This is a genomic window from Rhodoferax sp. GW822-FHT02A01 (genome assembly GCF_038784515.1).
GTDB lineage: Bacteria > Pseudomonadota > Gammaproteobacteria > Burkholderiales > Burkholderiaceae_C > Allorhodoferax.
In genome coordinates this window covers 4,481,369-4,496,144 of the sequence record NZ_CP152376.1, presented here as the reverse complement: position 1 = coordinate 4,496,144, position 14,776 = coordinate 4,481,369, and the positions used below count along the sequence as shown (strand labels likewise).

Genomic DNA, 14,776 nt, shown 5'->3' with positions numbered 1-14,776 from the left:
GGCACTCAGGGCTCCAGCGCGACCTCGGCCAGTGGGATACCGCAGAGTTCGGCCAGCGCTTCCACCACGATGGCGTGATCTTCACGTTGCGGCACGCCAGAGACAGTCACCGCGCCCACACAGCCCACGCCTTTGACGCGGATGGGAAAACTGCCGCCGTGCTCGGCATAGTCATTCAGCGATACACCTGTCTTTTGCGGTAACGAGGTGTTGTCCTTCTGGTGCGCCAGGCCAACCGCGTAGGAACTGCGGTGCAGCAGCTCCACCACATTGCGCTTGCGTCGAACCCATTCAGAGTTGTTGGGCACCACGCCCGGCATGGCGTAGAAGAACAGGGTTTCCTTGGCGCGTCGTACCTCGATGGTCACGCCCACCTGGCGCGCCTCGCAGATCAGCTTGATGCGGCAGCCCAAATCCCAGGCCACGGTTTCGTCAAACTGGCTGAGCTGCAGCAGTTGCTCCTGCAGCGCCAGACGCTGCATGTCTTGGTCTAGCTTGCTCATTGGGTGCCAAAGATACGGTCGCCCGCATCTCCCAGTCCGGGCAGTATGTAGCCGTGGTCATTGAGTTCACGGTCGATGGCGGCGGTGTAAATCGGCACGTCCGGATGCTCCTTGTACATGGTGTTGATGCCTTCCGGGCAGGTCAGCAGGCACAGGAATTTGATGGATTTGGGGTTGCAGGCCTTCAGCCGCGTCACGGCAGCGGCGGCGGAATTGCCGGTGGCCAGCATGGGGTCGACCACCACGATGTCGCGCTCTTCCATGTTCTTGGGCATCTTGAAGTAGTACTCCACGGCCTGCAGGGTCTTGGGGTCGCGGTACAGGCCGATGTGGCCTACGCGGGCACCGGGCACCACCGAGAGCACGCCGTCCAGAATGCCGTTGCCGGCGCGCAGGATGCTAACAAACACCAGCTTCTTGCCGTCAATGACCTTGGCGGTCATGCTTTCCAGCGGGGTCTCGATCTGCACCTCCTGCATGGCCATGTCGCGGCTGACTTCGTAGGCCATCAGGCTGCTGAGTTCATTGAGCAGACGGCGAAAGCTGTTGGTGCTGGCTTCTTTCTTGCGCATGAGGGTGAGCTTGTGTTGCACCAGCGGGTGCTCGATCAGGTGCACGTTGGCACGGGCGGCGGGGTCTATGGGGATCATGTGAGCCTTTCTTCTTGACTAAGCTTTGTAAGTTGTGACCATAGTGTCGCAGGCCCGGGGTGTCATTGCCAGGCCATCGAGGGTTTAGCGGCGGCTAGAGCCGAATATGCCTCCGAGCACGCCGCGGATGATCTGCCGGCCGACTTCCCGGCCTATGGAGCTGGCCGCACTCTTGATGAGCTGCTCGCCTGCGCTGGCGCGGGTGCGGCGGGTTCCGCCACCCAGCAGATCACCAATGCCGTCCAACAGGCCGCGTTCCTGTACCGGGGCCGTCGCTGCCGCGCCGGATGTCCCTTGGCCGGACGGCGTGGAAGCTGCCTGTGCGGTTGTGGTCTGGTTGGCAGGCGCCATGCGTGAAACCGTGCGCCCCTTGAGCGCCTCGAAGGCGGATTCCCGGTCCACTGCCTTTTCGTACACGCCGGCAACGATGGAGTTGTCCAGCAGCTCCTTGCGTTGTGCTGCTGTGATGGGGCCGATCTGGCTGGCCGGTGGAACCACGAAAGCACGTTCGGTCAGAGCGGGACGACCTTTTTCATCCAGCAGGCTGACCAGCGCTTCGCCCACACCCAGCTCGGTGATGGCAGTGGCCACATCCAGCCCTGGATTGGCACGCATGGTCTCGGCCGCGGCCTTGACGGCCTTCTGGTCGCGCGGGGTGAAGGCGCGCAGGGCATGCTGCACCCGGTTGCCCAACTGGGCCAGCACCGAGTCCGGGATGTCCAGCGGGTTCTGCGTCACAAAGTACACGCCCACGCCCTTGCTGCGCACCAGCCGCACCACCAGTTCGATGCGTTCCAGCAGCACCTTGGGCGCGTCGTTGAAGAGCAGGTGGGCCTCGTCGAAGAAGAACACCAGTTTGGGCTTATCCAGGTCGCCCACCTCGGGCAGCGTCTCGAACAGTTCGCTCAGCATCCACAGCAGGAAGGTGGCGTAGAGGCGCGGCGCGTTCATCAGCTTGTCGGCTGCCAGGATGTTGATCACGCCCCGGCCGTTGCCGTCGGTCTGCATGAAGTCGGCAATGTTGAGCATGGGCTCGCCGAAGAAGCGGTCGCCGCCCTGGCTTTCCACCTGCATCAGGCCGCGCTGGATGGCGCCGATGCTGGCGGCGCTGATGTTGCCGTATTCGGTGGTGTAGGTCGCGGCGTTGTCGCCCACATGCTGGCACATGGCGCGCAGGTCTTTCATGTCCAGCAGCAGCAAACCATCGTCGTCGGCAATCTTGAACACCAGCTGCAGCACGCCTTCCTGGGTTTCGTTGAGGTTGAGCATGCGCGCCAGCAGCAGGGGGCCCAGGTCGCTGACCGTGGCCCGAACCGGATGTCCTTGCTCACCGAACACATCCCAGAGGGTGGTTGGATAGGCCTGGAAGGCAGGTTCTTCCAGGCTGCGTTCCTTGAGCACCTTGGCCAGCCGGTCCGTCAGGCTGCCCGGTTGCGAGATGCCGGTGAGGTCACCCTTGATGTCGGCCATGAAGACCGGCACGCCCAGGTTGGAAAAGCCTTCGGCCAGGGTCTGCAGCGTGATGGTCTTGCCGGTTCCTGTGGCGCCGGTGATCAGGCCGTGGCGGTTGGCTTTGTCAGGACGCAAAAAACACTGGACGGGGTTCTTGGCCTGCGCATGCTGGGCAACCAGTATGCCCTCCGGGTGGTTCTGAGCCATGGGATTCCTGAAAAGTACAATTCCGCCGTAGCGTAACGAATTTTTAAAGGATTTCGCGTGGCAGGACACAGCAAATGGGCCAATATTCAGCACCGCAAAGGTCGTCAGGACGAGAAGCGGGGCAAGATCTGGACACGCATCATCCGTGAAATCACCGTTGCCGCCCGCGCAGGGGGGGGCGACCTCAGCGCCAATCCCCGACTGCGCCTGGCCGTGGAAAAGGCCAAGGCCGCCAACATGCCGGCCGACCGGGTCAAGTACAACATCGATAAGGCCACGGGCAATGCCGAAGGCGTGAGCTACGAGGAAATCCGCTACGAGGGCTACGGCATTGGCGGCGCCGCCATCATTCTGGACACCATGACCGACAACCGCGTGCGTACCGTGGCCGAAGTGCGCCACGCGTTCAGCAAGCACGGTGGCAACATGGGTACGGAAGGCTCGGTGGCATTCCAATTCAAGCATTGCGGACAATTGATATTTGCTCCGGGCACCAGTGAAGACAAAGTCATGGAAGTGGCGCTCGAAGCCGGTGCTGAGGATGTCATTACTGATGAGGATGGTGCGGTCGAGGTGCTGACCACCCCTTCCGATTTCGAGGCGGTCAAGGCTGCGCTGGAAGCGGCGGGCTTGGTGGCCGAAGTGGCAGGCGTCACCATGCGCCCCGAGAACACCATTGAACTCAGCGGAGAAGACGCCGAGCGCATGCAAAAGTTGCTGGACGTGCTGGAAGATCTGGACGACGTGCAAGAAGTCTTCCACAACGCTGCTCTGTAAAGGTCCTTATGAAAGTACTCGTAATTGGTGGCGGAGGCCGTGAGCACGCGCTGGCCTGGAAACTGGCGCAGTCGCCCAAGGTGCAAATGGTGTACGTGGCACCGGGCAATGGCGGCACGGCCACCGACCCCCGGCTGGAAAATGTGCCGATTACCGACATCGTGGAGCTGCGCAACTGGGTGCAGGAAAACAAGATTGCATTGACTGTTGTCGGCCCCGAAGGCCCCTTGGCAGCCGGCGTGGTGGACGAGTTCCGTGCCCACGGCATGCGCATTTTCGGCCCGACCAAGGCAGCTGCGCAGTTGGAAAGCTCCAAAGCCTTTTCCAAGGCGTTCATGCGCCGCCACGGTATTCCGACTGCCGAATACGCCACATTTTCCGACCCTGCTGCGGCGCACGCCTATGTGCGCAAGATGGGCGCGCCTACCGTGGTCAAGGCCGATGGCCTGGCCGCCGGCAAGGGCGTGGTGGTGGCGATGACGGAGCAGGAAGCCCACGAGGCGATCGACTTCATGCTGGTGGACAACACGCTGGGTGTCACCCACAACGAGGGCGGCGCCCGCGTGGTGGTGGAGGAATTTCTGGAAGGCGAAGAGGCTAGCTTCATTGTGCTGTGTGACGGCAAGAACGTATTGGCCTTGGCCACCAGCCAGGACCACAAGAGGCTGCAGGACGGCGACCAGGGGCCCAATACCGGCGGCATGGGTGCCTATTCACCGGCACCCGTGGTGACACCCGATGTACACGCCAAGGCCATGCGCGAGGTGATCCTGCCCACCATCCGTGGGATGGAAAAGGACGGTATTCCGTTCACCGGTTTTCTGTATGCAGGGCTGATGATTGACGCACAAGGCCAGCCCAAAACGCTGGAATTCAACTGCCGCATGGGCGACCCCGAGACGCAACCCATCATGATGCGCCTCAAGACCGACCTGGTGGATGTGCTGTGGGCCGCCACCGAACCCGGGCCGCACGGCAAGCTCGATGAGGTCGAGTTGCAATGGGACCGGCGCGCAGCCTTGGGTGTTGTGCTGGCAGCCCCTGGATACCCACTGAATCCGCGCAAGGGCGATGTGATCACCGGCATTGGCGAGCACACCGAGGACTGCGCGGTCTTCCACGCAGGCACCGTGCTGAAGGATGGCGTCCTGCAGACCTCAGGCGGGCGCGTGTTGTGCGTGACAGCGCTGGCCGACAGCTTGCGCCAGGCTCAGCAGAAGGCCTATCAGGTGATCAAGGATATTCACTTCGATGGCATGCAGTACCGCACCGATATTGGCCATCGGGCGCTCAAGGGCTGAGGCGTTGCGTCCAGTGTTGGAGTATTCGCGTGGCAGATGACTTTCCCCGGCCGCTTCCGGTGCAACTGCCTGGCAGCCGTCTGGCCCGCTGGGTTTTTGAAGCCGTAGGCTGGAGCATCCAGTTTGATGGATTGCCGTCCAGGCAGGGTGTGATGGTGGTGTATCCGCACACCAGCAACTGGGATTTTGTCTATCTCCTGATTGCTAAATGGACGGTCGGCATGCAGCTGCGCTTCTGGGCCAAGGACTCGCTGTTTCGCTGGCCCTTGCTGGGTCGCTGGATGCAGTGGCTGGGTGGTGTACCGGTGGACAGGCGCTCACCCCATGGCATCGTAGGGCAGATGGTACGAACCATCCAGCAATGCCGGGAAGAAGATGGTTACTTCTGGCTGGCTCTGACACCCGAAGGCACACGCAAATGGACGCCTGGCTGGCGCAGCGGCTTCTATCAGGTGGCGCTGGGCGCGAACGTGCCCGTGGGAATCTGCAGCGTGAACTACCGCGAAAGGCGGGTGTATGTCTCCCACTTTTACCACCTGACGGGTGACGTGCAGGCAGACATGGAACGTATCGCAAACGCCTTTCAAGGTGCCGTTGGCAAGCACCACGCGCAAGCTGCGCCCATACAAATCATGGAGAAATAGGCTTGATGCCGTCCGAATCCACACTTTCACCGGTCGTCGTACGCGACTACCTGATGGGACTGCAAAGCCGCATTACCCAGGCCATCGCCGACGTCGATGGCACACAGTTTCTTGCAGACCCATGGGAGAAGGCGCCGACTGAGCCTTTGCAGGGTCGTGGCATTACCAAAATATTGGAGAACGGCAACGTCTTTGAGCGCGCCGGCTGCGGGTTTTCGCATGTGCTGGGCCCCAAGTTGCCACCCAGCGCCACCCAGCATCGTCCGGAGCTGGCTGGTGCTCCTTTTGAGGCCATGGGTGTCTCGCTGGTGTTCCATCCCCGCAATCCGTATGTTCCCACGGTGCACATGAATGTGCGCATGTTGATGGCCAAGGCACAAGACGGTGCTCCGGTTTGCTGGTTTGGTGGCGGCATGGACCTGACGCCGTACTACGGGTTTGAGGAGGATGCGCGCCACTTTCACCGTGTCTGCAAGGACGCGCTGGCCCCGTTTGGCAGCGACAAGTACCCGCGTTTCAAGACCTGGTGCGATGAGTACTTTTTCCTCAAGCACCGCAATGAGCCCCGCGGTGTGGGGGGGGTGTTCTTCGACGACTTTTCCGAACTGGGCCAGGCGGGCAGCTTTGACATGCTGCGTGCGGTGGGCGACGGGTTTCTGGCGGCCTATCTGCCCATTGTGGAGCGGCGCAAGCACACGGCCTACGGCGAGCGGGAGCGTGCGTTTCAGTTGTATCGCCGCGGGCGCTACGTGGAATTCAACCTGGTATGGGACCGGGGCACGCACTTCGGCTTGCAGTCCGGCGGGCGTACCGAGTCCATACTGCTGTCCATGCCGCCCCACGCCACCTGGTCGTACCAAACGGTGCCCGAAACCGGGTCGCCCGAAGCTGCGCTGTACCAGGACTTCCTGGTGCGCCGGGAGTGGGTGTGAGTGGCTTGAAGGCCCAGCGAGTCGGCTTGTTTGGCGGCGCATTTGACCCACCGCACCGGGCGCACGTTGCGCTTGCCCAGGCGGCCATTGAGCAGCTGAATCTGGACGTGTTGCATGTGGTTCCCACTGGACACGCCTGGCACAAGCAGCGCACGTTGACAGAAGCCCGGCACCGCCTGGCAATGTGCCATCTGGCATTCGCCAATGTGTACCGTGCCCTGGTGGATGATCGTGAAATCATGCGCAGTGGCCCGACCTACACCATCGATACGCTCAGGGAACTGCAGGCCATTTATCCCCAGGCGCAGCTCTATCTCGTGATGGGTGAAGACCAGGCCAAGGCACTCCCGAGCTGGCACCGCGTGGAGGAGTTGGGGGGCACTGCTATAATTTGTGTAGCTTCACGCTCCGATTCGAACGCTGCCACGGCTATGTCCAGCGGCGGTTCCGCACTGCGAGGCGCTGTTTTTCAGCCCGTGCAGATGCCTCCCAGCCCTTTGAGTGCCACCGAAATCCGCGACAAATCCGCCCGCGGACAAAGCGTTGCGCCTCTGGTCTTTGAGTCCGTTGCGCGTTATATTGACCAACACCACCTCTACCAATCAGCCTGATGACCACTTCTACCGTTGCCAAAAAAGACACCCAAAAGCTACAGCGCGCCATTGTTGATGGCCTGGAAGACGTCAAGGCTCAGGACATCGTGGTGTTTGACACGGAACATCTGTCACCCCTTTTCGAGCGCGTCATCATTGCCTCCGGCACCTCCAATCGCCAGACCAAGGCGCTGGCCGCCAGCGTGCGCGATGCGGTGCGCGAAGCCGGTTTTGCCAAGCCCCGCATCGAGGGTGAGGACAACGGCGAGTGGATCATCGTGGACTGCGCACAAGTCGTTGTCCACATCATGCAACCCAACTTCCGCCAGTACTACCACCTGGAAGAGCTGTGGGGTGAAAAGCCCGTGCGCCTGAAGCTGGGTGCCGCCAAGCCCACCTCGCTGGTGAAGGCCGAAGGTACGCCCGCAGCCAAGGAAAAGGCACCCACGACGCTCAAGCGCTCCAACGCCGCCAAGAAGGGCGTTGCAGAGGCCTTCCCGTCCAAGGCGCAGGTGAAGAAGAACGAAGCGGCAGCGGCCAAGAAGACTGCTGCCAAGAAGGCTCCTTCCAAGTCCACCGCTGCCACAGCGCCGGCCAAGAAGGCCGCAGTGAAGACGGTTGCCAAGACGGTCGTGGTCAAGGCGCCCGCCAAGACCGTGGCGCGGACGGCAGCCAAAAAGGCCGCGGCCAAAAAGCCAGCCAGCCGCAAGGCCTGATTGCACCTGTGCGGCTGCTGATTGTTGCGGTCGGACTTCGGGTGCCCGATTGGGCGCAGACGGCCTGGGATGATTACGCCAAGCGCTTTCCCCACGAGATCAAGGTCGAGCTCAAGGCGGTAAAGACCGAACCCCGCGGTTCCAAGACACTGGATACGCTGTATGCGGCCGAACGGGCGCGCATGGAGGCTGTCATTCCCAAAGGGTGCCGCATTGTCGTGCTGGACGAACGTGGCAGCAACCTGACGACCATGGCGCTGGCAGGGCGCCTGAAGGACTGGCAACTGGGCGGCGGTGATGTGGCCCTGGTGATTGGTGGCCCGGACGGCATAGACCCAGCCTTCAAACAAGCTGCGCATGAGCGCATCCGTCTGTCAGACATGACCTTGCCGCATGCGTTCGCGCGCGTCTTGCTGATTGAGCAGTTGTACCGGGCGTGGTCCATCAACGCCAACCACCCCTACCACCGCGAATAATTGCCGCTGCCGGTCATGGCACCCGGCCACGCCTCTACACTCCAGCCCATGCCGCGTTTTATCTACCTTGCCTCCCAAAGCCCCCGCCGCAGCCAGCTGTTGACGCAATTGGGCGTTGCCCATGAATTGCTGCTGCCGGGTGCAGAAGAAGATGCCGAGTCGCTGGAAGAAGTATTGCCAGGTGAGGCGCCCAAAGCCTACGTGCAGCGGGTCACGCGCTTGAAGCTGGAAGCGGCCTTGGCGCGTTTGAAGGCCCGTTGTTTGTCGCCAGCTCCCGTGTTGTGCTCCGACACAACAGTTGCACTGGGCCGGACCATCTATGCCAAGCCAGCGGATGCAGCCGATGCCGTACGCATGCTGCGGGCCTTGTCCGGACATACGCATAGAGTCTTGACCGCTGTTGCCATTGGCTGGAGTGGTCAGCAGGCGCAAGCGTGCAGCGAGTCACGGGTGACGTTTGCGCCCATGACCGCGGCCGAGATTCAGGCCTATGTGGATTCAGGCGAACCCATGGGCAAGGCCGGTGCCTACGCGGTGCAGGGCAGGGCGGCGGCTTACATTTCCCGCATCAGCGGCAGCTACACTGGCATCATGGGACTGCCACTGTACGAGACTGCACAACTACTCAAGGGATGCGACTGATGCCAAACCAGCACGACATTCTGATCAATTGGGCACCGCAGGAAACCCGTGTTGCCATTGTCGAAAACGGTGCCGTGCAGGAGTTGCACGTAGAGCGCACGCTGGAGCGTGGGCTGGTCGGCAATGTGTACCTGGGCAAGGTGGCCCGCGTGCTGCCCGGCATGCAGTCTGCCTTCATCGACATCGGTCTGGAGCGCGCCGCTTTTCTGCACGTGGCCGATGTGTGGCATCCGCCGCAGGATGGCGAGACCATCAGCGCTGCACGCAATGCGTCGGCACAGATCCCCATCGAAAAGCAGGTGTTCGAGGGACAGGCGCTGATGGTGCAGGTGATCAAGGATCCGATTGGAACCAAGGGCGCACGGCTGTCCACCCAGATCAGCATTGCCGGTCGATTGCTGGTGTTTCTGCCGCAGGATGATCACATCGGGATTTCGCAACGCATTCCGCCGGCCCAGCGGGAGGAGCTGCGTGCACGCATGCTCAATCTGGCCGGCAGTGAGGGCGGGGGTTTCATCCTGCGTACCAATGGTGAAGACGCCAGCGACGCCGAACTGGGTGACGACATACGCTATTTGCGCAAGGCCTGGGCACGCATCAAGGACGCCTCCGTACGCTTGCCGCCGCAAAGTCTGCTGCACCAGGACCTGAACCTGATGCAGCGCGTGTTGCGCGACCTGGTCAGCGAATCCACGCAGACGATACGGGTGGATTCGCGCGAGCAGTTCGAGTTGCTCAAGACCTTTGGCGCCGAATTCATGCCCATGGCGGCTGAAAAGCTGCAGCACTACAAGGGTGAGCGCCCCATCTTCGATCTGTTCTCCATTGATGAGGAAATTGCCAAGGCGATGGCGCGCCGGGTGGAGCTGAAGTCTGGCGGTTACCTGATCGTGGACCAGACAGAGGCTCTGACCACGGTGGATGTGAATACCGGTGGCTACGTGGGTGCGCGCAATTTCGACGACACCATTTTCAAGACCAATCTGGAGGCCGCCCAGGCCATCGCTCGTCAGCTGCGGCTACGCAATCTGGGCGGCATCATCATCGTGGACTTCATCGACATGGCGCGCGAAGACCACCGGGAAGCGGTGCTGGCAGAGTTCCGCAAGCAATTGGCGCGCGACCGCGTGAAGACCACGGCGGGTGGTTTTTCACAGCTCGGGTTGGTGGAGATGACACGCAAGCGCACGCGCGAGTCCCTGGCACACATGCTGTGCGAGCCATGCCCGGTATGCGAGGGCAAGGGCATAGTGAAGACCGCGCGCAGCGTGGCCTACGACATCTTCCGCGAGATATTGCGCGAGGCGCGCCAGTTCAATCCGCGCGAGTTCCGTGTGGTGGCTTCGCCCAAGGTGATCGAATTGTTCCTGGACGAAGAGAGTCAGCACCTGGCGGGCTTGAGCGAATTCATCGGCAAGCCGGTGTCGCTGCAGAGCGAGGCGGCGATGGCGCAGGAACAGTACGACATCGTGCTGCTGTGACACAAAGCAGGAGCAGCACGGTTTGCGCATAGCGGTCCTCAGCAGAAATTTTTCCAGCACCGGTGGAGGTGCTGAGCGCTATGCCATTGCACTGGTGGAACAGCTCGCTCCCCGCCACGAAGTGCACGTCTTTTCGCAGACTATTGCGCACCAGTTTCCTGGGGTGACCTACCACACGGTCCCCTTGCCCATGAAGCGGCCGCGCTGGATCAACCAGCTGTGGTTTGCCTACGCAACCTGGAAAGCCACGCGATCGGGCTTTGACATCGTGCACTCGCACGAAAACACTTGGCATGGCAATGTGCAGACTGTTCACGTGCTGCCGGTGAAGCACACCTTGTTTGATGGCAAGACAGGTGTGGCCAAGCTGCTGCGATGGGCCAAGGTGGTCACCAGTCCGCGATTGCTGGCCTATCTGTGGCTGGAAAAAGCCCGCTACGCGATTGCGCCACGACGCACCGTCATCGTTACTTCGGACTGGCTACGTCAGGTGATGGAGCGTTGCTTCCCACAGGTTCGGACGTCCCTGAAGGTGGTGGCGCCTGGTGTCACTGGAGTATTCGCTAGCGCTGATCTGGATGAGAAACGAACTGCACGCGCCGCACTGCAACTGCCCAAGGCAGGGCAAGGGCTGCTTTTCGTGGGCAATGATTTTCGCAAGAAGGGTTTGCCCACGTTGTTTCAAGCCTTGCTAGGTTTGCCTGACATCTGGTTGGCAGTAGTTGGTCAAGGTGAGCAGGACGCCGCCATGCGGCAGATGGCATCCGAGCTGCACTTGACGGAGCGTGTGCATTTTCTGGGTGCGCTGGAGCAAATGGATACCGCCTATCGTGCGGTCGACTGCCTCGTGCATCCCACGCTGGAAGACACCTATGCGATGGTAGTGTTGGAAGCGATGTCGCATGGCTTGCCCGTGGTGGTCAGCGGTCCGCGCTACTGTGGCATCGCGGCAGAGTTGACGGCTGGCTTGAACGCCGTTGTGTTGCAGGATCCCCAATCGACGCAGGAAGTCCGGCAGGCCATAGCTGGAATTTTGCGCGACCCTTTGGCGGCCTCCGCGCTGGGCAACCATGCCAGGGCGTTTGCCGCGCAACATACCTGGCAGCAGGTCGGCCAACAACACGAGCAGATTTACCAACGGGTGGCACCGCGCTTTCAACAGCGCTGGCTGGTTCTGTCGCATGCGTTCAACATGGACGGTCGTGCCGCAAGCCAGACCATTACCGACAAGCTGCCCCATCTGGAAGCAGCGGGCATTGAACTGGTGGTACTCAGCGGTGTGTCGGGACGACAGGATGCCTGGTATGAGCACTATCAGTTGTGGCCTGCGGGTCCGGCAGGCATTCGTTTCGAGCTACGCCACGTGATGCGAAAGCATCTGGGGCCGGGCATGGGCTACCGCGCAGTGATGCTGTTGGCTTCTTTGGTACTTCTGCCATTCATGTTAGTGGAAAAGCTGCTGCGACCGGTGGAGAGCTCCTGGTCCTGGTGGCTGAGCGCGTACATCAAAGGACTGCTTTTGCTGCGCGCGCGCAAATTTGACCTGATCTATTCCACGGGTGGAGCATTTGCCGCCCATGTAGGCGCAGCGGCACTGAAGCGAACCACGGGTGTGCGCTGGCTAGCCGAGGTGCACGACCCCATGGTGACACCCGGCTCCGTGCCAACGACACCGCAGCAGAAGATGCAGGCGCGCGTGGAAACAACCATATGCCGAGAAGCCGATGTGGCCATATGGTTCACGGAAGCGGCACTCGCAAGCGCCAAACGGCGTAATCCGGAGCTGGGTGAGCGCGGCCACATGATGTTGCCTGGGGTTGATGCTCCGGCTTTTCAACTGGAGCCCTACAAGCCCACTTCGAAGTTTGTCATCGGGCATTTCGGCTCCCTGTCGGAAACCCGAAATCTCAGTCTGGTGATATCCGCGATGGACCAGCTGATGGACGAAATTCCCGCCTTGGTTGGCGTGATGGAGTTGCACGTGTACGGTGGACCGCTGGACCATATATCCGATGCGGCAAGGCAAAATGCCAAGTATGGATTCCTGCGGCATTTTGGTCGCATAGAAACCGACCCGGTTACTGGCAAGAGCGGGCGAGAACAGATTCTGCAGAAGATGCGCAGTGCCGATGTGCTCTTGCTTCTGCACGGCATCGAGCCCATTTGCGCCGAGTACATTCCGTCCAAGATGTATGAATACCTCTGGATGCAGCGGCCCATATTGGCGCTGGTGTATTGCAACGTGCAGCTTGGTGCCATATTGAGTGGAAGTGGCCACACGACCATTGACATGCAGGACGAATCTGTCAAAAGCGCGGCCTCAAATATCGCAAAGATTCGCGAAAAGATGGAAGCCTATGCTGGCATGTGGATGACATCTGGGATCCCAGATAGTCCCCTGGGCTCCCGGTATTCGACCGGAAATACCGTACGCCAGCTTCTGAATTGGATTTGAATCGTGAAGGTGTACTAAGTCATGTGGCTTGAGAACGTAGTCGCACGTATAGAAGGCGGATTGGGCAATCAGTTGTTCCAATATGCTGCCGCACGCTCGTTGGCGGACAGGCTTGGCTGCGGTTTGCAACTTGATATCCGCGCCATTCATGTCAATGGCGATCGCCCGTTTCAATTGGGCTTGTACAACATCAGGGCCAATATTCTGGATGCGTCACGGGCCGCAGAGCTTCCAGAGGTACGCTCGAGTCGATTGGGACGAATCAAGTCGCGACTATCTCAACGGTTCCCCACGGTGTTTTCCTTTCCTGCCTTTTGGCCCCGTGGATTTGTGTTTGATCCCCGCTTCGCGCGAATCAGCAAACCGTCCTATCTGATTGGATATTGGCAGACTGAGAAGTATTTCAAGTGGAATCGGGAGCGGTTACTCAGCGATATTCAACTGGTTTCTTCTCCTCGCTCAGGTGCAGAGTACATCCAGCAGATCAGGGGAACTACGAGTGTGGCATTGCACATTCGCCGAGGCGACTACGTTAGCAAAACCAGTGCAGCCGCAATTCACGGGATATGCGATATCGCCTATTACGCACGAGCGCTCGAAGATCTGGGCAAGAAGATTTCAGGAATCCACGTGTTTGTTTTTTCAGATGATCTGGAGTGGAGTCGACAGAACCTGCACTTCGATTTTCCTGTGACATTTGTGGACAATTCCGGGCCTGAAAGCACGCAGATTGATCTGGAATTGATGCGGCATTGCAAGCACCACATCGTTGCAAACAGCTCGTTTAGCTGGTGGGGGGCATGGTTGGCCCAGGCGCAAGGGCAGTTGGTGTATGCGCCAATAAAATGGTTTTCGGATAGCGACATGGATTCGTCGGACGTTGTGCCGCACAACTGGATTCGGCTGTAACCATGTCCGAACAAGCTTTTGTATCCCCCTTAGTCTCGGTGGTCGTACCGATTCACAACGGCGCGCTATGGATTCAGGAGACCTTGGATTCCCTATTGCATCAAAGTTATCGCAATCTCGAAGTCCTGCTGATTGATGACGCTTCTACGGATGACCTGCGTGGGGTACTAGCCACTTTTGATGATCCCAGGTTGCGGGTTGAGCGCCTGACTGTGAATGGCGGTGTAAGTGCTGCCCGCAATGTGGGCATTCAAATGGCGTGTGGTGAATTCATCGCCTTTTGTGATGCGGATGACATAGCGCTTGAACACCGTATTGAAGCGCAAGTACAACTATTGAATGTCCACCCGGAGGTAGACTTGTGCGGCACTGCCTTCACCTGTTTTGACGCAGTGAGCGAAAGCGTTGTTCGGCATCCGAAAAACAACGCGGAGATTCGTCGCGCACTCATGACCGGAAACTGCTTTGGACTATCAACGGTACTGGCAAGATCCGAAGTGCTCAAGATGAACCTGTTCGATGAAAGCCTTGGGTTGGCCGAAGACTATGATCTTTGGACACGGCTGGCAATTGAGAACACGGTCTTTGCCAATATCCAGGAAAGTCTGGTGCGCTATCGGTTGCACGGGCAGCAGGCAAGCAAGGGAAAAGGAGAGCGACTGGATATTCAGTCACGCAGGGTTCGGGCCAGGTATTGTGCTGCGTTATTGAGAAGTGATGCGCTGAACCAGACCGTGGCAAGTGAAACTATCGCGATGGTTGACATGCGGTTTGCAGCCAATCTATTGACCGAGCGAATTCAGTCGCTGACAGGCTTTGAAACCAGCGACTTCCGCTTCTTGCTTGCTTGGATGTACCAGCGGTTGGACAGTCATGGTCCATTCAACTGGACGCAATGGAAAAAGCTGCAACGGCAATTGAATCTTCGCCTGAACCTCAACTACCGATTGAACAATTTCTTACTGGCATTGTGTGAACCACTGTTGTCTCCTGCCAAGAGAGACCTGTTGTTAAAGCTCAAAACCTGATTGGCAAAAT

General features: G+C 59.8%; 15 protein-coding genes. 12 read left to right on the top strand and 3 right to left on the bottom strand.

The annotated features are described in order from the left end of the window. Positions 1 to 5: 5 nt before the first annotated feature. The 3 genes from AAGF34_RS21315 to AAGF34_RS21305 all read right to left on the bottom strand — a co-directional run bounded on the left by AAGF34_RS21315 (position 6) and on the right by AAGF34_RS21305 (position 2,812). Positions 6 to 503 (bottom strand): heme-degrading domain-containing protein, encoded by a 498-nt coding sequence (locus AAGF34_RS21315; RefSeq protein ID WP_342617715.1) that lies wholly within the window; start codon positions 501 to 503, stop codon positions 6 to 8. Beyond that, positions 500 to 1,153 carry a uracil phosphoribosyltransferase gene (upp, locus tag AAGF34_RS21310; protein WP_342617714.1) on the bottom strand — a complete coding sequence of 218 codons (654 nt, stop codon included), beginning with the start codon at positions 1,151 to 1,153 and terminating at the stop codon, positions 500 to 502. The genes AAGF34_RS21315 and upp overlap by 4 nt, the downstream gene beginning before the upstream one ends. Positions 1,154 to 1,237: 84 nt before the next feature. Continuing rightward, positions 1,238 to 2,812: a helicase HerA-like domain-containing protein gene (locus AAGF34_RS21305; protein ID WP_342617713.1), complete on the bottom strand. Its 1,575-nt coding sequence runs from the start codon at positions 2,810 to 2,812 to the stop codon at positions 1,238 to 1,240. Between the two features lie 57 nt (positions 2,813 to 2,869). Between AAGF34_RS21305 and AAGF34_RS21300 the strand changes: the two genes are divergently transcribed. Genes AAGF34_RS21300 through AAGF34_RS21245 form a run of 12 tightly spaced genes read left to right on the top strand, consistent with a single transcriptional unit; the run spans position 2,870 to position 14,766 of the window. Then, complete coding sequence (locus tag AAGF34_RS21300; RefSeq protein ID WP_342617712.1) at positions 2,870 to 3,589, top strand: YebC/PmpR family DNA-binding transcriptional regulator; 720 nt, start codon at positions 2,870 to 2,872, stop codon at positions 3,587 to 3,589. 8 nt (positions 3,590 to 3,597) lie between these two features. Further along, positions 3,598 to 4,890, top strand: coding sequence for a phosphoribosylamine--glycine ligase (purD, locus tag AAGF34_RS21295; RefSeq protein WP_342617711.1), 1,293 nt, complete (start codon positions 3,598 to 3,600; stop codon positions 4,888 to 4,890). A 29-nt stretch (positions 4,891 to 4,919) separates the two neighbouring features. Further along, a complete protein-coding gene (locus AAGF34_RS21290; RefSeq protein WP_342617710.1) occupies positions 4,920 to 5,534 on the top strand; it encodes a 1-acyl-sn-glycerol-3-phosphate acyltransferase in 615 nt (204 codons plus the stop codon). 5 nt (positions 5,535 to 5,539) lie between these two features. Next, positions 5,540 to 6,466 carry an oxygen-dependent coproporphyrinogen oxidase gene (gene hemF, locus AAGF34_RS21285; RefSeq protein WP_342617709.1) on the top strand — a complete coding sequence of 309 codons (927 nt, stop codon included), beginning with the start codon at positions 5,540 to 5,542 and terminating at the stop codon, positions 6,464 to 6,466. After that, a complete protein-coding gene (nadD, locus tag AAGF34_RS21280) occupies positions 6,463 to 7,077 on the top strand; it encodes a nicotinate (nicotinamide) nucleotide adenylyltransferase (RefSeq protein WP_342617708.1) in 615 nt (204 codons plus the stop codon). Before hemF ends, nadD begins: the two co-directional genes overlap by 4 nt. Further along, a complete protein-coding gene (gene rsfS, locus AAGF34_RS21275; RefSeq protein ID WP_342617707.1) occupies positions 7,077 to 7,775 on the top strand; it encodes a ribosome silencing factor in 699 nt (232 codons plus the stop codon). The genes nadD and rsfS overlap by 1 nt, the downstream gene beginning before the upstream one ends. 8 nt (positions 7,776 to 7,783) lie before the next feature. Beyond that, the gene (gene rlmH / locus AAGF34_RS21270) at positions 7,784 to 8,251 is read left to right on the top strand and encodes a 23S rRNA (pseudouridine(1915)-N(3))-methyltransferase RlmH (RefSeq protein ID WP_342617706.1); all 468 of its coding nucleotides are present in this window, start codon (positions 7,784 to 7,786) and stop codon (positions 8,249 to 8,251) included. Between the two features lie 48 nt (positions 8,252 to 8,299). After that, positions 8,300 to 8,893, top strand: a complete 594-nt coding sequence (locus AAGF34_RS21265; protein ID WP_342617705.1) for a Maf family protein — start codon at positions 8,300 to 8,302, stop codon at positions 8,891 to 8,893. Further along, positions 8,893 to 10,374 (top strand): ribonuclease G, encoded by a 1,482-nt coding sequence (rng, locus tag AAGF34_RS21260; RefSeq protein WP_342617704.1) that lies wholly within the window; start codon positions 8,893 to 8,895, stop codon positions 10,372 to 10,374. The genes AAGF34_RS21265 and rng overlap by 1 nt, the downstream gene beginning before the upstream one ends. Positions 10,375 to 10,396: 22 nt before the next feature. Next, on the top strand, positions 10,397 to 12,829 hold the full coding sequence (locus AAGF34_RS21255; protein WP_342617703.1) for a glycosyltransferase: 2,433 nt from the start codon (positions 10,397 to 10,399) through the stop codon (positions 12,827 to 12,829). Positions 12,830 to 12,850: 21 nt separating this feature from the next. Continuing rightward, positions 12,851 to 13,738 (top strand): alpha-1,2-fucosyltransferase, encoded by an 888-nt coding sequence (locus AAGF34_RS21250; RefSeq protein WP_342617702.1) that lies wholly within the window; start codon positions 12,851 to 12,853, stop codon positions 13,736 to 13,738. Positions 13,739 to 13,740: 2 nt separating this feature from the next. Further along, positions 13,741 to 14,766, top strand: coding sequence for a glycosyltransferase (locus AAGF34_RS21245; RefSeq protein WP_342617701.1), 1,026 nt, complete (start codon positions 13,741 to 13,743; stop codon positions 14,764 to 14,766). The last annotated feature ends 10 nt before the right edge of the window (positions 14,767 to 14,776 follow it).